Annotated in this window: 16 protein-coding genes and 1 pseudogene; 10 read left to right on the top strand and 7 right to left on the bottom strand. The window is 55.3% G+C overall.

The window, feature by feature from the left end; all coding sequences use genetic code 11:
• Positions 1–1,757: 1,757 nt before the first annotated feature.
• A complete protein-coding gene (locus KBY81_RS00865) occupies positions 1,758–2,417 on the bottom strand; it encodes a hypothetical protein (RefSeq protein WP_254975217.1) in 660 nt (219 codons plus the stop codon).
• 688 nt (positions 2,418–3,105) lie between these two features.
• Between KBY81_RS00865 and KBY81_RS00860 the strand changes: the two genes are divergently transcribed.
• The gene (locus tag KBY81_RS00860) at positions 3,106–3,798 is read left to right on the top strand and encodes a thermonuclease family protein (RefSeq protein ID WP_254975216.1); all 693 of its coding nucleotides are present in this window, start codon (positions 3,106–3,108) and stop codon (positions 3,796–3,798) included.
• A gap of 571 nt (positions 3,799–4,369) precedes the next feature.
• On the opposite strand, the gene KBY81_RS00855 is transcribed toward KBY81_RS00860, so the two are convergent.
• The 4 genes and pseudogenes from KBY81_RS00855 to KBY81_RS00845 form a co-directional block, all read right to left on the bottom strand.
• Complete coding sequence (locus tag KBY81_RS00855; protein ID WP_254975214.1) at positions 4,370–6,040, bottom strand: pyridoxal-dependent decarboxylase; 1,671 nt, start codon at positions 6,038–6,040, stop codon at positions 4,370–4,372.
• Positions 6,041–6,892: a hypothetical protein gene (locus KBY81_RS00850; RefSeq protein WP_254975212.1), complete on the bottom strand. Its 852-nt coding sequence runs from the start codon at positions 6,890–6,892 to the stop codon at positions 6,041–6,043.
• Positions 6,893–7,233: 341 nt separating this feature from the next.
• Complete coding sequence (locus KBY81_RS16670; RefSeq protein WP_396103641.1) at positions 7,234–8,031, bottom strand: sulfotransferase family protein; 798 nt, start codon at positions 8,029–8,031, stop codon at positions 7,234–7,236.
• Between the two features lie 319 nt (positions 8,032–8,350).
• Positions 8,351–8,494 (bottom strand): annotated as a pseudogene (locus KBY81_RS00845) (IS5/IS1182 family transposase); the annotation flags it as partial.
• Positions 8,495–8,743: 249 nt separating this feature from the next.
• Here KBY81_RS00845 and KBY81_RS00840 point away from each other — a divergent pair.
• Positions 8,744–9,403 (top strand): hypothetical protein, encoded by a 660-nt coding sequence (locus tag KBY81_RS00840; RefSeq protein WP_254975210.1) that lies wholly within the window; start codon positions 8,744–8,746, stop codon positions 9,401–9,403.
• Positions 9,404–9,923: 520 nt separating this feature from the next.
• On the opposite strand, the gene KBY81_RS00835 is transcribed toward KBY81_RS00840, so the two are convergent.
• Entirely contained in the window at positions 9,924–10,358 is a 435-nt protein-coding gene (locus KBY81_RS00835) for a hypothetical protein (RefSeq protein WP_254975209.1), read from the bottom strand.
• Positions 10,359–11,287: 929 nt separating this feature from the next.
• Here KBY81_RS00835 and KBY81_RS00830 point away from each other — a divergent pair.
• From KBY81_RS00830 to KBY81_RS00815, 4 genes are read left to right on the top strand one after another with little or no spacing between them, the layout of a single operon-like run.
• Entirely contained in the window at positions 11,288–12,064 is a 777-nt protein-coding gene (locus KBY81_RS00830; protein ID WP_254975208.1) for a helix-turn-helix transcriptional regulator, read from the top strand.
• 47 nt (positions 12,065–12,111) lie between these two features.
• The gene (locus KBY81_RS00825) at positions 12,112–12,618 is read left to right on the top strand and encodes a hypothetical protein (protein ID WP_254975207.1); all 507 of its coding nucleotides are present in this window, start codon (positions 12,112–12,114) and stop codon (positions 12,616–12,618) included.
• 26 nt (positions 12,619–12,644) lie between these two features.
• On the top strand, positions 12,645–12,932 hold the full coding sequence (locus KBY81_RS00820; RefSeq protein WP_254975206.1) for a galactose oxidase: 288 nt from the start codon (positions 12,645–12,647) through the stop codon (positions 12,930–12,932).
• Positions 12,929–13,453, top strand: coding sequence for a hypothetical protein (locus tag KBY81_RS00815; RefSeq protein WP_254975205.1), 525 nt, complete (start codon positions 12,929–12,931; stop codon positions 13,451–13,453). The genes KBY81_RS00820 and KBY81_RS00815 overlap by 4 nt, the downstream gene beginning before the upstream one ends.
• Before the next feature lie 614 nt (positions 13,454–14,067).
• Here the strand turns inward: KBY81_RS00815 and KBY81_RS00810 are convergent.
• Complete coding sequence (locus tag KBY81_RS00810; RefSeq protein ID WP_254975204.1) at positions 14,068–15,207, bottom strand: hypothetical protein; 1,140 nt, start codon at positions 15,205–15,207, stop codon at positions 14,068–14,070.
• Positions 15,208–15,883: 676 nt separating this feature from the next.
• On the opposite strand from KBY81_RS00810, the gene KBY81_RS00805 reads away from it, so the two are divergent.
• The 4 genes from KBY81_RS00805 (at position 15,884) to KBY81_RS00790 (ending at position 18,795) form a co-directional block, all read left to right on the top strand.
• Positions 15,884–16,144, top strand: coding sequence for an AlpA family transcriptional regulator (locus tag KBY81_RS00805; RefSeq protein ID WP_254975203.1), 261 nt, complete (start codon positions 15,884–15,886; stop codon positions 16,142–16,144).
• Between the two features lie 424 nt (positions 16,145–16,568).
• Complete coding sequence (locus KBY81_RS00800) at positions 16,569–17,906, top strand: AAA family ATPase (protein WP_254975202.1); 1,338 nt, start codon at positions 16,569–16,571, stop codon at positions 17,904–17,906.
• A gap of 458 nt (positions 17,907–18,364) precedes the next feature.
• Positions 18,365–18,556, top strand: a complete 192-nt coding sequence (locus KBY81_RS00795) for a hypothetical protein (RefSeq protein ID WP_254975201.1) — start codon at positions 18,365–18,367, stop codon at positions 18,554–18,556.
• A 2-nt stretch (positions 18,557–18,558) separates the two neighbouring features.
• Complete coding sequence (locus KBY81_RS00790) at positions 18,559–18,795, top strand: hypothetical protein (protein WP_254975200.1); 237 nt, start codon at positions 18,559–18,561, stop codon at positions 18,793–18,795.
• The last annotated feature ends 98 nt before the right edge of the window (positions 18,796–18,893 follow it).

The raw sequence follows: 18,893 nt of genomic DNA, 5'->3' as shown, positions 1-18,893 counted from the left end.
GGTGAGTCTGGCTACTTCACTTGCTAAAGGCCTGAGGTGGTCTGGCTGTCCTGGTTAGGGTCCATAGTTAACCTGTGAGTCGGGGCCCTGCCCCTGAGAAGGGTCCACCTCCCTTGAGCAATCCCCACACCCACCGCCCTGAGTTCAAGGCCAGGAACGCCATGGAGTCGATCAGTGGTCGCAAGACACCCCAAGAGATAGCCGCTGACCATGCGGTGCACCTGATCCAGGTGGCCCTGGGTAAGTTGCCGCCCGCTGAGGCAATATCGCAACGGCTTCGGGGAGGTGGACCGCATAGTTGGTCAACCACGGAGATCGGGTCGACCCAGCCCCTTCCTTGGCATCCCGTCCGCAGTCAGCCACGCCTGCCTCTTCCCCCTGAAGAACAGACTACAAAGAGAGGTGCCCAATCCGCCTCTCCAGCGTGTCCAGTCTGTTCGGTTCTTGGGAGGGTACATATGTCGGTAGGCCGACCCCTCATCACATGTGTCCAACTTTGGCGATAATCGGTCCACTTCCCAGCCTAGTGTCGGTTCTTTTGAAATCCAGCCACGTTGTGTCTCTCTTTATGGGTTTCCTCGATTGACATGTTTTGGGCGAGCTCCGCTGTTGCATCAACTGGATCTGCAGCATGGGGGACCAAAGAATGGTCGGCCAAGGCAATCGATGCCTGCACATGAAGCAGAAGGGCATCAAGCCAATGTACTTCGCGCAGTGGAATGAAACTCAAGTTAGAGTGAAGATCATTGAAGAGGCTTCGCCATGGGTTGCCTCGATGTGATCATGTCTGCCAGTCAAGAACTTACGATACTCCGCGCTTGCTGAAGATATTTATGTGTATATGGCAAGAGCAAATGATCACTTAGTAACCTGTACCGACTATTCGGATATGGTAATGACAACACCGTCTCCACCGCCCCTGTCCGGTAAGAGTCAATTCTGAACCTGCAAGCCGATCGTGAAGATGACACAGCGGAGTCTTCCTTGGTACTCGTTGGCTTCCCGAGGACGCGCCGCAAGCCATCCCGCGGTAGGGCACCGATCGAAACAATCAGCTTGGGGCTCAACTCCGCCAGAAGATCAGACCAAAGATTGTCACACCAGCTGAGCATAAGCTTGTAGTGAGGGTTCTGCTTCAGCTTCGCTTCCCCTTCGGAACGAAACGGCACGAAGTTTGAGATCGCGGCGGTACGGATGTCCAGCCCCGCTGTTTTAAATAACTCCGGCACCGGATCCTTGACCTGTGAGTTAGAACCCCACTGCTCAACCATGTAGGCGCAGCCTCCTTCCTGACTATAAACTCCATGGTTGGAGTTGTGGGCGCTCCCGCCAGGGTTGATTCCAAGAAAGAGCACCTGTGGACTTTTCTCGAGTACTGATATCGGGTGGTACCAAAGTCGCCATCCCTTGTCGAAACCGTACTCTGTATACTTAAGCTGAATCTGTTGTTGGAGGTAAGTGTGGTTCATTGGAGGACTATGGGAAGTTGCAGTCGTTTTGTTGTTGCAGGCCAAGAGGCCTTGGCAGCTGAGCACCCTGCTTGAACCGTTTTTCAATCTTGTCAATCGAACGACAATCCGACGGGGTCATTGGAGTGACAACAATCTGGTGGTTGGCTCTGTGCTCCCAAACCATGTGGCGCTTGCAGCGCTTTAGTCGATAGTCATACTGCTTGGCTAATTGTTCAATTGTCGTTTGGCGGCGCATGGCAATGCTTGGATGGAGGAGAGGTAAAGCCCGGCCGAGTTCCATTCGGACTATCCACGGTTCTCATCAAATCCCCGTTGAGGATTCTTTGATGAACGACTCGCTTCTCTCTGTTCGAGTGTTGGATAGCCCGTACCCCAGACTAGATAGGTCTTGAGAGCATCTTCTCCAAGAAGAGAGCCAAGCTTTTCGTCTAGCACGATTTTAATGATACGCATGAGATCTGCGTCGTCCCATGGGCGAACATCAGGAAAGTCCTCGTCAAGACTTTCCCTGTTGGCCCAGATTGAATGAGAGAATACCGAACAGGTTTGGTCGTCGAAAATCGGCCCTTTGTTTTCTGTCCCAAGGCACGTATCGCATAGGCAATCCATAAGCTCTTGTGGCTCAATATCCTTTACTTCATTTAGCTGTAGATGGCAGTAGAGCTTAAAGACCAGCATGTCATGATCTTGAATAGCCTTATCAATGAGATGGTCCACAAGGTCTTGGGCGGCCTTGACCAAGACAGCAAAGTCTTCTCTGTAAAAGGCCTTTGCTCTCTCAAGAAGTGCTGTGGCTTTCGTTTTATCTTCCTTGGGGCTCAGAAGTTCGGCTAGTTCTGCCTCGAGTGATTTTTGCATGATTGCGGAGAGTGAGAGTTGGTCTTTGAATGGTTCGATCCGTTGAGCAAGCTCGTCAGGAAGCGAGATGGTGAACCGTTTGGCCATGAGACCGGCTTACGTACGGCTTGCATAAGCGTACAGCTAGCTTGCATACGCGGTAAGTAAGCCTTGTGACGCTTCACAAACTGTTATGCATGCCTTATGCAAGCCTTGGCCTCCTTTGGCTATGGGACGTCCTTGACGGCAGTGGGCTCTACGAGACGCTGATCCGAGTGCCCAAGACCATGTGTCGCTGAGACCAGCTGGGCTGGTGGGCTACTCGCGGCGTATGCCCCTCTCCCCCGAGCACTCGACGCTGGCCCCAAACAGCCAGGGGGGCCTCTACTACCTCCTCATCGGAAATGGCCGGACAGAGCCCGACGTAGGCGGCCAGGGTTCGGACAGAACGGCAGAATCCCCTTTCTCCGCAGTCCCCACCTCACCCCGGACTATCCGGACAGGGCGGACACCCCCCTCATCAGACAATTGATGGGATCCCTCCCTCCCTTCTCCAGTAGACAAACATGAGAAGGGCAAGCACCCCAGTCCGGGGTGTCCGGGTAGTCCGGCTTTCGGAGGGGGGGGGGCCCCTCCAGCGAGCATTCGTCGATAGGGGGAGTGACACCAACCCCGAGAGCGACCCTGACCCTCTCCCGCAACCCTCGGTTGAGCATCAGATCCACACGCTGCCCCCTCTCCCTCGTCCATAGGCCGCCAAGATCTCGTCACTCCCAGCCCCCCCCCCCGAGCCCTGATGCGGGTCGTCCCATTCCTCTCCTTCCAGGGCCTGGCTCTGCTCCTCCCTCTGCTCACCTCCCTGTCAGCCTCAGCCGCCACGGTGATCTCAGTCGGTGATGGCGACACGCTCCGCGTTCTCGATGGCGGGAAGAAGCTCACGATCCGCGTGGCCTGCATCGATGCGCCCGAGATAGCGCAGTCGCCCTACGGGCAGCAGGCAAGGCAGGCCCTCCAGCAGCTGCTACCGCTCGGTTCCACGGTGACGCTGAAGTCTCAGACCAGCGACCGCTACGGCCGAACCGTCGCCGAGGTCTTCACCGCTGACGGGCTGAACGCCGGCCTGACCCTGGTTCAGCAGGGCAACGCCTTCGCCTACCGGCAGTACCTGAAGCAGTGCGATGAATGGGCCTACCTCGATCGGGAGAAACTGGCAGAGCGCTACCGGCTCGGCGTTTGGAGATCAGCAAGCGGCATCGAACGCCCATGGGGTTTCAGGGCTGCAAGGCGGGGTGGCCAGAGCCAGCCGGCCCCAAGACCCCAGCGACCGGTGAACCTCACGATCATCAATGGCGGAGTCCCCCCGAGCTCTGGGCGGCGGTGGTACTGCCGGAACGTGGGGTCTTGGGAGCACGCCCAGCAGCTACTGCGGGAGGGGCACACCTACCTCGATGGCGATGGGGACGGTGAAGCCTGCGAGGCGCTGCGCTGAAACGATGCCAGAACCGGATCCACGCCGTATTCGTCTCGCCGAGCTTCGGCAGCAACTTGCCGAGCTGGCACGAAGGGGCAAGGCGGCGCCTCTTGGCTCGCAGCAGCGTGATTCCCTCGCGGAGCAGTACGGGCAGGTGCTGGCGGGGGTGCTCGCCCTAGCCGAGGAGCTTGAGGGCTGAAGGTTATCTGTTACTGATACTCGACAGTCTGAGCCACGTTCTGCCGGTGGGGAGGCCCCATCCGCCGACGGACATCAGATTGTACGGCTTCGCGTTATGTACGCATCGATCGGTTCGATCAGGCCCACTGGTGGTGGGAATTGTCGGGATGGAGAGGCGTCATCTCTCCTGGCAGAGGGTGTGGATCAACAAGCCGCCACAAGAGCTGTAGAAAACTCCGGCTTTATCATTGCCTTAGGCCGCTTGAAGAGCAGCTGAGGAGTAACAATTTGCCTGAATGTCAACGCCTACCCAGCCAATCATATGAATCCTAAATTCAGGCCATGCTTCACAGACTATACTGCGCGTACATGTTCATGTCCTACATATAATATAACCTACTTAATTCGGTCAGCGCCACGTGGCATCAAGAGGAGCGTCTTCATTATCAACTAGCCCTATCACTTCATGACTTGCTTCATACAGTGACTTAACATGCAAAATCTCCTCCACTAGGATTCGAACAGTATTCTCATTGAGAAAAACAGACATCGGGTATGCCTTAATTGCTCCTATTTGGATGCTTGTTCCAGGCACCTTGAATGTGCGAGACGCCGTAAATGTGAAACTTATTTCGTTTAGCTTATTCTTTAGCAGCACGAACGTCGCGAACTTGATATTATAGTTTCTAATCTCCATGATGTCCTCTTTGGGCAGTTTTAGTATTTCATCCAAGGAGAGACACATATAATTCTTTGGCTTAATAATGAAAAGTGTAGCTATACCCTCAGTTCTCTGATTAATCACTAAAAGGGAGTTACTCTGTGCCAGCAAGGATCTCAGCAGGTCTGTCATTGCTACGAGGTTTCCGATTAGAGTCTGATACCCTTCAATTCCTAGACTCCTCAGAGTGGCTAAAGCCGAAATGGACCCAGAAGCACTCCTTGAATATTCGAGTGAAGTTTCAAATGGACTATAGCTACCAAATTGCATTTCCTGTAGTGAGACTGCGCTCTTCTTGCCAAGCAGGAAATAGTCGTTCCTATTCTTGACAATGAATAGGCTTGATATATATGGACAAAACCCAGTTTTATGAAAGTCTGCTCCAAATGAGTCTGCATACCTTAGCTCAGAGACTCTCCTAGTCATATTCTTTATCTTTGCCAGGGATGCGTCAGGCAACTTTAGTGGGTTTGCTTCAAAGTCATAAGATGTAAAAAAGAGCCATGCCCATCCTAGGACAGCATCGACATGCAAGTGAGGAACATATTTCAACCCATGCTTGGCGACTACCCTGTCTCTAAGGTCAGCAACCTCTTTAATCGGATCAACGGTATACTCAGCAGTACTTCCCCCATTAATATTGAGACCTACAAAGATCTTCCCAGACTCTATATTGCTGGATATAATATGCTCTGCCTCCCGAATAATTAACCTATCGTCTCCGCCGCATGGGAGCGGAATGCAGTTTTCAGATCCGAGACCTAGCCACCCAAAGATCTCTTGATGACATGGATGACCTTTACTGCTAGTCACCATGAAGAAGTCCTTATCTTTGTATCCCTTAAGACTGCCTTCTGGGTAAGCCTTAGCAAGGGCTATCTTGGCTGGGTATAAGTTTGTACCCAGACCACCAATGGTAAAAATTCCATGTGTCAATGTCCAGTCCCAGCCTGCCAAGTCGCTGATGTACTTAGTGACCTCTAACTCAGACGCAATCAATAATCCACAGAATGTGTCTTGTACAAAATTTGGATTAAACATATTTGAGTATGCTGAACTCGCTAGACCCACCAAATTCACGGGTGGAATAACGTTTATCATGGTACCGGGATTATTCCAGTTTGGAAGATTCTGAAAAAGTGGGGAGATGTAATCTAAAACTTCTTCAGGCTTGGCAGGTTTGTCATTTAGCTTACATTCTCTAAGATATTCATAGTATGAAAATTCATAAGACCCCTTGAAAAAAGGCTTTGACGGGTTGAAGTATGGAGCAACTTTATCATTTAATACTCGCATGAGTTCAACGAGTCTCTCAGTATTGTTAAGTCGATAGTCGCCAAAGTAACTTTCTAAATCCATCTATGCCCCCTCCAAGACTTCATCTTGATAGTGTTCAAGATAATTGCTGCTCAATTCAAGTAGAGAGCTCGCCATATCATACATATCCCCATCGGCTGTAAGCATAAGTGTATTAATCTCCGCTTCGCGTAGAATCAGAACTGTGTTCATCTGATACTCAAGATGTTTATACAGAGACAGTGGATACATTCGGTTGTATATAAACAACCACTTCAAGAAGTAGTGTCTATAGCTATAAATAGTGTCGATTATGTCTCGACTCCTGAGATGAATGAGCACTTCTAGTCTCTTCGAGTAGGTAGCCAGTCTGTTACAGAGTTGTGAAAGGCGCTTGCGGCGAATGCCATCGCTGTAGAAGGGGATAAGGTTTTCGCTTACGAATTCTTTGTGCGGTACCTCGCCAAATAAGGAGACGCCATGAATGTATAAAGCGCTGATAAGCATGTCGATTCCATCACGGCAAGCATTTATCTCGATCTTGGAAATATTTGGAATTCCTGGTGAGAAAAGCGTTATATCAAGGACCACTTTTGGTGTTCTTACATAGAATTCGATCCGCCTGCCTATATTATCGTCGATCGCATAAGGCATCTTATCCAAGAAGTCTTTACTTGAGTTGCATATCGTCTTCACGATTTCATTGGCTGGGAGGGTATTCATGAGTTCCGAATAGACGCATATATCAATATCAGAAACTCCTTCGATAAAACCCTGCTCATAAGTTGAGGAACCGTATATTATGCCAGAGGTTAAGCGGAGGTCACTTAAATCATCGAGAAAGAAATTCTGTGCGAACTCAAGCTCTGTCTTATAGGAGTCTAAAATAGCCATAGTGCTCTTAGGGGCTATCAAGCCTTTGATTCATACTAGTACCCTCTCGGCAAAAATAGCTGTTGGCACGTTAACCTTTGCCTCAGCTTCAGCAGCATTTTTGCATTCACTAACATCGTCGCTTCGATTCAAGTTGGTCAATGGTACTACCGGTCACCAACCATGTCCGTTGCGCAAGGCAAGCTGGCTCGCTCTTGGATAACCTGTTCAGCAGTCTATAGTTGGGCCTCAATTATGCACGTCAAGTCTGAGTCTCAGTAACCTTGACTTGCCCGAAGCTTTTTGGTCTGATGGCTTTCTAAGCTGTTAAAAGCAGATTTCCATGCAACTACTGGCCCTTTTGGTATAGCTTCCTGCATTTGTTATTGGGCATTAACTGGCTGGCAATAGCCATAGAGAGCGACTAGCCGTTCCCAAACTCTTGCACATACTACAGCTGTTTCTATTTCTCGTTGAGCTGTCCATGATGAAGCATCATAACTGGCGCGGCCATGAAATTCAATCTCGCCTTCATCTGACAGACTACACAGTACAGGTCGTGGACAACTTGTGGCATGGCTAACCATTAGTGCGTCAGCCAGGAGATGATCGTTTGGTAGTCCATGCAACGCAAGTCGCTGCTTCAGGTCATGTAGCGCTGAACGAGGATCCGTACATAATCGATCATAGCTAACCGCCACCGTCCGGTCATGCGGGAGGTCCAAGGCAAGTGTGTAGAGGCTTGCCCAAGTCTGTGCACGTGTCGCATCGTCTGGGCCTGCCCATCGATAGATAACAGCGGAGGAACGCTCCATGCTCTGAATTGCTCCGCGGTAGTGCCTCAGCATCAGAATAAAGTGGGCCTTGGGATAGTGACTGCATAGTGTTGAGATGATCCTAAGATTCCAAGGTGTCGACTCAACGAAGTACTTGGCTCCTTGTTCTTCAGCGATCTGCTGGGCAAGATTAGCTGCTGCAGCCTGAAGTGTCTCCACTATCTTCGCAACATATATAGTGGGAACAGACTTATACTCGCGTTCCGCGTGGTATGAAGTGAAGTAGACAGCCGCAAACTCTCCGAGGTTGATGACCGATGGCTCAGATGCAAGATATGCAGCCATCATGGTGGTTCCAGACCGCGGACTACCAACTACAAAAATGGGGGTCGGCCTGTCTATCAAGTCGTAACTCTACTCCAGTCAAGAAATGAATACAAATAATCTACTTGCAGAATCTAGTTTGTCAAGTGCAACTTCGAAGTTGTCGAGGGGGCATCCATGGCGTACACCAGGAATTACATTCTGTTTCGTAACAGTTATTGGTTTCGCCATTTCCAGCTTCTACCCGCATTTAGAGACGCGTTGCGTGCGAAAGACCGGCTCGTTTGCCCAAAATGCCTAAGAAGCTGCTGAATTACCAGCCCAGCCGCGGGAGAATGTCCAAATTGTCCGACGAGAATCTTGTTCAGATTCGTCAACTTGACTGACACGAGACAGGATTGATCCTGCAGAAGGTGGGGTTGAGACGATCCAGGGCCTGATCAGCCAGCCGCCGCACCTGCCGGAGCGGATGGGCCCTTGGGATCCGCTCCTCGGTGGAGACGTAGGAGAACAGGGGGCCGGTCCTCTCATGCTGGCCGCGCATCCCTTCAAAGCCGTGGGGCCATTCTCGCGCAGCTGGCCAGGGTTATCGGCAGCCTCCTAGCCACCGAAGTCTTTGCCATCTATGAATTAAGGCAATCAGGTCGTTCCGTAGATTTCAAGACAACCAACCTGGATTAACTTAAACTCATTCAGTGGCAGTGTGCTCTCAGAGACGGGCGAAGCAGTTACGCTGCAGAGGGTCGCACTCTTATCTCTCTGATCACACCCTGACTTCATTCCTATGAGTAACATGTCGGACACTGACTGGAAAAAACATGGTCTTGCTGTTGATCTTCAGTTTCGCCATCACACTAGATTCAATCGATTCGACCCTGAGCCTTTCGCTCTTCCAATTTGCAGAGTGGCCGCTAAAGCAGTACTTGAGAACAGGGTCGATCACGACCGACTAATCGATGTGTTGACAGATCGAGGTTACAAGGAATTCAGCGAGACAACTGATAGAATTGTCACTTCTGTTGAGGATCTCGCCAAAGCTGCGGCGACAGTAGGTAAGACAGCCGCTGGATCCGGCGTTCTTAATGGTCTGTTCTTCACCGCTATTTCCGTTGTTGCTGCTCCCTTTACCGGTGGAACTTCACTTGTCGCTCTTCCAGCAGCGTTTGGGGCAGGTTTTACCATTGGCGCTTGCTTTGGAACGGTAGCCGGGCTTTTCACTGCGGCAGAGTCATATAAACAACTCGAGCCCGATGCGAAGACTACTGCTGTAGAAGAGCTTTCAGGGTTCATTCGATGTACCTATACAACATCCCAAGTGTTAGATTATTTTTTGGCTACCGATCTGCTTCTCACTAGAGATGGTGGGCATACATTGTACGCTATAGATGTTTTCGCTGGTTGCAGCAAGGATAGCTATCAGAGAAAGGGCGAGCAGGTTAAACGATACGACTGAAAGTCCGCCTTCCCAGGTAAAAGGTGGCTGGGCCATTACGTCCTTTGGTGGCAAGGTGGCGAGTCCGTCAGCCAAGCCGATGTTGAGAATGCACTACGTAGTCTGCTTCCCGAGCCTGTGGTGTATCGACGCCATGACACAGATGGTGATGATTGTTGGGACATCGACGGCGACCCATGCTCCTAGCCTACGAATGAGCATATTTCTATTCATTCCACTACTGGCTTTTATGCCGGCAACCAAGCAGACTAAGCTAGATAGCGAACAACGATGAGCAAGCTGCTCGTTAACGAGGCAGGCTCTCTCTCGTTAAATCGATTCCAAATTGTCATTGCGGAGATGTTATCTCCTTGTCTCTCCAACACACGAAAACCAGATTTCCTTATAGTGCCAAGAGTTTGCCGCCTATGTTTTCAAGCTGTGAGAATCTGCACTGGTATTTCCGTCCTGGCAGTACCATATGCTGCAAAACAACACCGTTATCATTAGTGTATAGTGGATTATTCTGCTAGCCACATCGTTACCAGGAGATGGCAACCATCTGAATCCAGTCTTCGTCTCGATAGCGCACAAAGCGTAGCTCAATCTGCACGAAGAGATCGCGAAGAGTTCCACGGGGATCTCCACGAAAGATACGCCTTCCATCTTCAATATAACGGAGCCTAGCCACGGGTAACACCTTGCTAGGAGGCTGTATCCCATCGGGAAGAGTAGTTGCAAAAAGGGAGAAGTCGCATTTTTCAAACTTGCCTTCGGCGCCGTTGTCAAAGTGTTTCAGCATAAGTGCGGGTGTTCCCGCTACACAGGCATCAAGATCCAGTCGCATGCGATCTATGCTGCCCTGCGCTATCTCACCCCATGCGGTCATCCCACTGAAGTTTGAATGGTTTCTTTCAAGGGCAGTTGATGCCTGGCTGGTCAGTTGCATGTAGGCGATGATGGATTCGAGACCCATGACTTTTTGAGTGTGCACTGGCTGTGTGCTGTATCCGGGCAATATTGCCTGGCGATGAAACAGCGGCAAATATGCCTATAAGATATCATCATACGACACTTGTGGCATCCTGGCGTACCCTAAAGTCGCATAAGTTCGCCTGATGGGATGGACATTGCTCCAGGGTCGGTGATTACTAGGAATGATATGTCGCTATCGCCCCGGCAGTGGACCTATTGGGAAGGTCTCTGCTATTCGGAACTGGCGGGCTACATCATGGCGCTTGGACTGGCGGCGAATGAGGCGCCCAGCAGCACAGCCGGGATTTCAGCACAAGTCCCCGATGGACTACCACTGAGGGCAGCCCCATCAACTTCCTGGGTCTCCGGTCAGCACCACCCGTCGCTACCACTCCCCCGAGCACGCGATCCCATTGGCCCTGCCAGAACTGACCTCCATCTCGGGGCGGCTCGGACAGGGCGGACCGGGAATTCCCAGGGCCCAGACAGAGCGGCGCCACCACCCTCTCCCCAGTCCCCACCTCCCGCCGGACTACCCGGACGGGGCGGACACCCAACTATCAGACTATGGATGTGACTCCCTCTCCCCTGCATAACAGCCAACGAAGAGAGGTGGCAAAAAGCACTTGTCCGCTCGTGTCCGGGTGTCCGGCTCCGGGGGGGGGGGGCATCATGGTCCTTCCGGTGGATCAAGAGCTCGTCTCCCATGGCTACCCGCACCCTGGAGCATCGCCGCCAGTTCTGAGTCATGCCTTGAATTCCGGATAGCAGGTGAGTTGCAGGGCCTTGACTATGCCATCCTCTATCGCTATTGCGTTGTTTGACCCCCACTAAGGATCAGGTTGATCGGGGCGTTGCAGCCATAGGCTGATCAACCCCGATAGATCTAATCCTTCCATTGCTATGGCTTCATTTCTTTCCGATCCAAGCATGGAACGGTTCACTCCAGCCGATGGGCTGCGGACTGCGCGGGAATTTCGAAAGCTCAGCATTCATGAGCTTGCAGATGCTTCAGGCGTACCGGTGTCCAGCATTACTGCCTATGAGGCCGGGGAAGGCGACCTCTTGATCGAAGAGCTTCGGCGATTGGCTGTAGCTCTCGAATGGCATCCATCATTCATCGCCTTTCGATCCTGGCCTCCTTATCCGCTGGAACCCAAGGCCGTCATCGTGAATGGAAGAATCAGCACGAATGGGATATCAATGGCAGAAAGCTTCTCCTGCTCATTACCGTGGGACGGCTGTCTTGCGTTGCGATCCTTTCAGCAGTCCTCTTGTTTGCCGCAAAGAGGTGGCTGGATTGAACTCTATCCATTCACTCGCGCTCTTCTCAAGAACCACCAGGCTTTCTGGAAGTTTCCAACCATGACGGGATCCTCCCAAGGCAACGTTCTCGGGGAGTTTGGCGAATCATTTGGTGAGGACCAATGGGATCGGCGTGAAGCGTCCGACGATGACATTCGTATCATAACTGCACTGAACTGGGAGATTGCTCACCGCCCAGATGGTATTCATTTTCAGTTCTCTGGAGATGCGGACCCTGAAGGCGGTTTCGTCAAATCTGGACGTCCAGAGCACAGTTCAAAGGGATGCTGGGATTTTGCCGTCAGTTTTCAAGTTGTCCCCGAGAGCTTGGCTGACTTCTATGGTTTATCGCCTCAAGATGCTGAGCGTATAGGTGAGCGCCTCAAGGAGCTTGGTTTATAAGGAGAAACACAACCCCCGTTTCCTTTGACCTTGGGATCTACCCCACCATGACAGACCTCGATGCGTTCCTCCGCTGGAACTCTGGCAACTTGTTAGAGAACCGCACCCGTGGTGCCTATGCCGAGTGGCTTGTGCACCGGGCCCTGGGCCTTGATCCGGGGCAGCACCGTGTCGAGTGGGCCGAGGTGGATGTGACGTTCGGCTCCATCACCTTGGAGGTGAAGTCGGCGGCCTTCGTGCAGTCCTGGCAGCAGGCGCGCCCGAGCACGATCAGCTTCCCGATCGAGCAGCGAGCAGCGACCGCGTATGTCTTCTGTCTGCTGGCGGAGGCGGACCCCGAGGTGGTTGACCCTCAGGAGCTGAGCCAGTGGCTCTTCTGGGTGGTGCCAACACCCAAGCTCCATGGGGAACGCCGTTCGATCGGGCTCCAACCCCTGATTCGGGCCTATGGGGAGGGACTCCGCTTCGAGGAGCTTGCGAGCCGCATCGAGGCGCTCCGCCCAGCCCTTCGCGAGCGAACCAGTGGAGCAGCAGAGATGGATCTTCCATGCTAGTACAGGCGTACTTGCAGAGAGCTGCCATGGGCTACCACCTGCGCCGTTCCACCTCTGGAGCCGGTGGCTCCCTGGACCAACCGATTGAGGAGTGGCCCTATCTGGATCAAGAGGTTCTGCAAGGCAGCCGAACCCGCAAGGTCTGCATGACCTGCCATTGGTTTCGCCATCACGCCGGGGTGAACTGCATCCCCCTGCTCACCTGCCAGCTGCACCAAGGTCTGCTCGCCCATGGGGAGCACCTCACGCGCCGCTGCCAGGAATGGATCAAAGACATGACCCGTCAGCGGGGCTGGTGCCCGGAGGTGGCATGAGCAGCCGGCGCCTGGTGGTGGGAGTGATGGGTGCTGGAGAGGGCGCCTCCGCTGAGGCTGTGGCCCTGGCTGAGAAGCTGGGGGAGCGCATCAGCGCCAGGGGATGGGTGCTGCTTACCGGTGGCCGCCCGGCAGGGGTGATGGCGGCGGCCTGCCGCGGCGCGGCGCGGGTGGACGGGCACCTAGTAGTGGGGGTGCTGCCTGGGGAAGGACGCGGCGACGACAGGAAAAACACGGCGGAACTGGATCTGGCCGTATTCACCGGCATGGGCAAGGCCCGCAACGTCATCAACGTGCTCTCCGCCGATGTGGTGGTGGTCTGCGGCGGCGGCGGCCCCGGCACAGCGTCAGAAGCCGCCCATGCTCTCAATGCGGGCATGCCGCTGATCCTGCTGGCGGTGCCGCTGCTGTGGCGGGACTTCTTCTGCTCGCTCGGCGAGGGGGTGGAGATCGCATGCGATGTGGAGGAATGCTGCCGGTTGATCGAGGCCAGGATCAGGAGAGGAATGAGGCCGTCCTGATGGATCGAAGATCTCTGTCGTTCTCGGGGACGTCAACTGCCTGAGAGTCGGTGTCCTAACAGGCAGGTTGTATCTGCTCCCCGCCTCACCCCGATGATTCATTTTGATAGTGTTCAGGAATTGTCGTAGTTGCTTTGGAAGCGGCAAGCAGAGACGACTGAACACTTTCGAGGTCCCAGCGAATAAACCGGCTGATTCGAATGTAGTCTCGACCAGGCAGCAGTACTTTCGATTCTCGAAGGTTTCGGATGAACCACCTTGTACAGCTAAGCCGCTTCGCGAGCTCATCTGTAGTGATCCAGTGACTCCATGTGGGCGAGTCAGGGCGTCCATGCCCTTCGGCAGATGATTTCATGGGTGTCGGAGGAAGCCCACAGCACCCCATCGGGTGTATGGATGTGGATTTCGCTACGACGACGATTTGCGGACCGGCTCCGGGCCGGGCTCTACCTCGGCGGATAGAGCAGTGCGGTAGTGTTTACCTCCCCCGATCGGCATTCCGGAGCCGGTCACGGGGAAGGGGTGAACGGAGCGGCCACGAACACCTCTATCTAAATAGCACACCTTTCAGTAGCGCCGCAACCCCCTCAGCCCACCACTAGATTCAACTCTGATTACTCGGCCGCCTCCTTCAGGCGCTCTCGGGCTCTTTCCACCTGTCGAGCGGTGTGGTCCTCACTGCTCCACGGATAGGAGTCGATGTGAATCTGCAGAGAGTGGCCCATAAGGTCTGCCGCCCCTGCGGCATCAATACCAAGTCGATGACATCGTAATGAGTAGGCATGCCGAAGACCATATAGTGTGGCGTGCTCACTACGTAAAGCAGCTGCAGCAACCATTGCCTTCCATGAGGGCTTATTTCTTAGATACAGTCGAATGGCATCTGCTACGCCGTTCGTGGCTGAAAAAACTGGCAGTCTCAGTACGTTGTCTTCCCATCGTTCCTGTAGTTTCCACTGCTGAATGGTTCCATTGTGGTCCATCAATGGCAAAGACTCCACCCACCGTGGCTTTGTACTGCCACGTCCAGCTTTCTTCTCGTAGGCCACATGCCAACGCCTCTTACCACTTCGTGGATCTTCCCGAATGCTGAGGTACTGCAGTTCTATTGGGCGAAGTCCCAGCTCCGCGATTAGACGTAAGGCATCTGCCCACAGCTCGTCAGGAAGGTTTTCAATCATGGCCACGATGTCTGCATCTGGAATGGGATCCGACTTCTGCACCCGGCGCCCATCCCTCGGTGCTGCGCCGATTAGCTCACGCAAGGAACCCGCCGGCAGCCATGCCTTCGGAAAGTCGCAGCGATGGACGGCGTGATCGAGAAATGCCGCCAGGGCCCGTACCCCGATCTCCCTGGCCCGGCAGCCGCTCTGCCAGTGGCCAGTTGTGGCTTCGATCAGACCAGTGGCGTCTTTAGGGGGGTCGGCAGACTCCATCAGATGGATTGCACGCTGGAGCACGGGCAGGTATTTCCTGTTCCAAGTGGTTTCGCTCACGGCTGTTCCCCGAGTCCTCTTGGCTCGGTTGAAGGAGGCAAGCGCCTTCGGCCAGTCCAGACGTGCCTGACTGGAGCGGCCCTCCACCAGTGGCATGGCCTGCCGCAGGCTCAGGGAGGGTTCCCTCTGCAGCTCTGAAGCCAGCTGCGAGACACGATTGATGATCGGACCTTGGCTGGCGCTGCTCCAGGCGTAGGGGAGCTGAACGCTTTGAACCTTCTGATCGGCATGGGGCACCTTGATCTCCAGGCGGGTCATGCCGTTGCGATCGGCTCGAACGTGCCAACCCGCCCCCCCTGCCGCTTGGCGAACTGCTGCGTTGAGTGCCCTCGCCCAAGCAGCCGGCTTTGTTCTCGGTCCCGGCTTTCGCGCGGCATCAACCATCAGGCCCTTCTGGGAAGCACTAGGCAGAGTTTACGACGGGTTTACGACCAATGGCTTTAACCGGGCTACAAGGAACAACACCCAGCCCCTTAGAAGCACTGCTATGACAAGATTAGCCCAGTGAGGGCAGGATGCCACTAGTACTTTGGGAGCACTAGGTCGCAGGTTCGAATCCTGTCGCCCCGATTGAGCTGCCACAACCGATCTCAGGGTTTTCCACAACACCGTACCAGGTGCAGATTTTGGGACTGTGTGCAGATTGTGTGCAAAAGGGCCTCTCTTTGCCTGATTTACTTCGGCGATGAGACCGGGCTCCCCTCTCAGATTGCGCCGATGGCGACGCAGCAGTAGACGTTGCTCACTTGATACAGAACTGCCCGTCGCCGAGCCTGACGCTGCGCAGCAACTCTACGCCGAGCATGGGATGCGTTTCTGGCTGAGAACCCTTGTGCTTATTGGGTTGTCTCGTTTTCCCCAGGCTGGGGAAAACCATGTAAAGGGAGCTTAGGCCGATCTCGGAACGCTAAGCGGTCCTGATCGATCAAGAAGCATGGCCACTGCCATCGCATCTAGTCAGTGGGTCGGCACCCACGACGCGTGCAAGCTGCTCGGCCTCAGCCGCACCACTATCCAGAAGCTGAAGACTGCGGGGCACTTCAAGCCCGGCATCTGCTGGTATCGCCGTGGCATCGGCCGCACCGCGCCAACTGCATGGAATGTGGAGGAGTGCAGGGCGGTCCTCCAGCGGCTGACCGCTGCTGACCCCACAGCGCTTGAGACCTATCAGCTCTCTGACAAGGAGGCCGGCTGATGGCTATTTCTCCGAAAGGCCGTTGGATCGGCAGCAGCAGCCGCAACCCATGCCCGATCTGCGGGAGGTCCACCGACGACAAGTGTCGCCGCTGTGATGGTCTGATCTCTTGCTGGTACGGCGGCACCTATTCGCCACCAGGTGGGTTGCGGGTCGGCAACGTACTCCGCTTAGCGGACGGCACGGAATGGGCCGTGGTTTCGCTCCAGGGGGGCTTCGGGAAAAACAGCTTGATGCTGGCCCCGCACAAACCGCGAGAGCAGCAAGGGAGTCACCGGAGGGTGCATCAAGCGCCACCGCCACGACCAGCATCGCCTCCTGAGCCGTTTTGGACCACGTACGACCCCGCTTATCGCCCGAGTGACTGGGTCGTCAGCGCCCTGTATCAGCGGCACTGCCTAGCCATGGGCTGGGAGGTGCAGCCGTGACGGACAGCACCCTTCAGATGCTGGAGGCGGAAATCAAGGAAGGCCGGGGGCTCCAGGAGCAGCGCCGGCAGGAGCGTCTGCGCTCCATCGCTGGTAACGGCCACACCCCCCCGAAAGTGCTCTCCCCGGAGGAGCTAAAGGAGCAATCGCTCACCGATGAAGCCAACGAGATCAGCGAGACCTACGAGCTGCTTCTCGAAGCCACCATCGCGCGGGACCACAGCCGCGTGGATGCTCTGCTGGCCCGCACCTACCGGAAAGGGATCAGCCGTGAACGCACGCAAGAAGAACTGCTTCGGCGATGGGCAGAACGACGCGGCATTGACCTGACGGGCAAAGCCCCATCTGGTGCTGGCAGGGTGATCGGCAAGGCAGATCCAGGGGCCGGGATCCAGCAGCTCCAGCCTGGTTTCGTCCTTGACCATGATCTCCACGTCATGGTGGCCGATGCCGGCGCCGGGAAGACTTTCCTCACCCTGGAGCTGGCCACAGTCCTGTCGGTTGGCCGCCATGGCTTCCTGGATCAGCAGGCGCCACGCAACGGCGCCAGCGGACGCGGGACCGTCCTCTACATCGGCAGCGACGGGGGGCCCAGCGCCTGGCCGATGCTGAACGACTACTGCGACGAACTCGAAGCAGTGGAACGTGGCGCTTCCATCGAAGTGTGGGCAGAGGCCGATGACGGCAGCGAATCCGCCTGGAGTCTCACCCTGCCATGCCTGGATCGTCTAGCTGCCCGCGTCGCCAGGGGTGACGTGCTGGGGGTCATCATCGACACCGCGAACGCCGTCTTTCAGCAGGCAAACCTGAGCCCCTACGTCGGCCCGGTTGATCAGTACCTACGGCTTCTGAAAGGCATCGTCTGCCCCCATGCCTTCCTGTGGATCAACACCCACACCAACCGCAACGGCAAGGATATGAAGGCGACCGGTGGCCATCCTGCCTGGCAGGAGGTGCCGTCCGTGATTCACCGGATCGAGCGGCTGAAGAACGTGGATGGTGAAGCCGCCACCTATAGGTGGACCGTGGAGAAGTTCCGCAGCGAAGCGCCCCGCACTTTCACATACCAATGGCGCAACGGTGAGTTCATCATCGTGGATGGCCACTACCACGAAAACGTCGATGACCTGCTGCTGGCGTTGATTGCATCGCATCGGACCGAAGGAATGCCGACGAGCCCGGCGGCATTGATCGCAGCATCAGAACGTTCTGCGCAGAGCGTCTACAGCTCCCTGAAGCGTCTTCGGCAAGGCCGGCTGATCCGCAGCAAGGGGAGATCGAACTTGACGACACCGGCAGGCGACCGCCGCCTGGCGTCCATCGCAATCGCTTGACCCCCCCCCCCCCCAACCATGGGTATGCCAAACAATCGCCGAAACCCCAGTGGTAGCAACCGTTCTTCTTGAATCTGGCAAGGTTAGGCACCTCCTGACCGGCCCAAACCCCAGTTGCTGCAGGCATTCTCAGAGATTGTTTGTCATCCTCCCCGTGTGTAAGGGGGGAGGGGGGGGTAGAGGCAAATCAATGACCTGATCGACCCCACGCCAGACCACCACCAGGGCCTGTCCTGCCTTTCGATCAGCTGACTGTGAAGCAGTGACGCGGCGGTCTGTGTGCCAGCTGGCCCTGCTCCAGTCAGGCATCCGCCTGTCTCAGTTGCTGCGATTTGCTGCAACTATTGCGACTGAGGCCTGGTTTCGGAGGCTGGACAGCGTTTTGGACACGGATCCCGCCGGTCTCACGCGCTTGGTGTGCCAGTCGCCGGAAGGCTGGGCCAGAACCCACTGACCCCATGACCTGCAGCGACGTGTACCCCCTGAGCCGCGAGGGTTTGGCCGCCCTGCACGCGGACATTGAGCGCGATGGCCTGATGGCCGTGGGCATCGCCGCTGGTCACCCGCCTCTGATGGCGCAGCGGGCGGCTGCCTATCGCCTGGCGGAGCTTCGGCGCGAGCTGGGCATCGATGACCCCGGCGCCCTCTGACCATGGCCCCCCGCAAGGCGCGCACCGTCGCGCTCCAGGTCAACGTGCCCGTTGAGGTCGCCGGCGAATTGCTCGCCTTCTTAGAGCGGCATGGCGGCACTCTGGACGGCTATCTAGGCGCTCTCATCAAGCGCCGACTTGTCGAGATTCGTCGCATCGAAGGACGGTGGCCTGATTGGCCGAGCTACGACCAGAAGCGAGAGGCGAAGCGGGCGAATCTCCGTCCTGAGGTGCTCTGACCATGGCGAGCAGGAAACGCCCCCAGCGCGCCAAGAAGTGCGCCTCCAGGCCGTTGCGCGTCCCGCAGGATGCACCGCGCCGGAAAGGTCATGTCCTG

The organism is Cyanobium sp. Lug-B, from assembly GCF_024345635.1.
Classification (GTDB): Bacteria; Cyanobacteriota; Cyanobacteriia; order PCC-6307; family Cyanobiaceae; genus Cyanobium; species Cyanobium minutissimum.
Note: the sequence above shows the minus strand (reverse complement) of the source record. Positions and strands in the feature narration are given on the sequence as shown.

Bases quoted from the DNA above. Each gene is read 5' to 3' on its own strand.
- KBY81_RS00865 (WP_254975217.1), bottom strand. From the start codon at position 2,417: ATGGCCAAACGGTTCACCATCTCGCTTCCTGACGAGCTTGCTCAACGG.
- KBY81_RS00860 (WP_254975216.1), top strand. From the start codon at position 3,106: ATGCGGGTCGTCCCATTCCTCTCCTTCCAGGGCCTGGCTCTGCTCCTC.
- KBY81_RS00855 (WP_254975214.1), bottom strand. From the start codon at position 6,040: ATGGATTTAGAAAGTTACTTTGGCGACTATCGACTTAACAATACTGAG.
- KBY81_RS00840 (WP_254975210.1), top strand. From the start codon at position 8,744: ATGTCGGACACTGACTGGAAAAAACATGGTCTTGCTGTTGATCTTCAG.
- KBY81_RS00835 (WP_254975209.1), bottom strand. From the start codon at position 10,358: ATGGGTCTCGAATCCATCATCGCCTACATGCAACTGACCAGCCAGGCA.
- KBY81_RS00830 (WP_254975208.1), top strand. From the start codon at position 11,288: ATGGAACGGTTCACTCCAGCCGATGGGCTGCGGACTGCGCGGGAATTT.
- KBY81_RS00825 (WP_254975207.1), top strand. From the start codon at position 12,112: ATGACAGACCTCGATGCGTTCCTCCGCTGGAACTCTGGCAACTTGTTA.
- KBY81_RS00820 (WP_254975206.1), top strand. From the start codon at position 12,645: ATGGGCTACCACCTGCGCCGTTCCACCTCTGGAGCCGGTGGCTCCCTG.
- KBY81_RS00815 (WP_254975205.1), top strand. From the start codon at position 12,929: ATGAGCAGCCGGCGCCTGGTGGTGGGAGTGATGGGTGCTGGAGAGGGC.
- KBY81_RS00810 (WP_254975204.1), bottom strand. From the start codon at position 15,207: ATGACCCGCCTGGAGATCAAGGTGCCCCATGCCGATCAGAAGGTTCAA.
- KBY81_RS00805 (WP_254975203.1), top strand. From the start codon at position 15,884: ATGGCCACTGCCATCGCATCTAGTCAGTGGGTCGGCACCCACGACGCG.
- KBY81_RS00795 (WP_254975201.1), top strand. From the start codon at position 18,365: ATGACCTGCAGCGACGTGTACCCCCTGAGCCGCGAGGGTTTGGCCGCC.
- KBY81_RS00790 (WP_254975200.1), top strand. From the start codon at position 18,559: ATGGCCCCCCGCAAGGCGCGCACCGTCGCGCTCCAGGTCAACGTGCCC.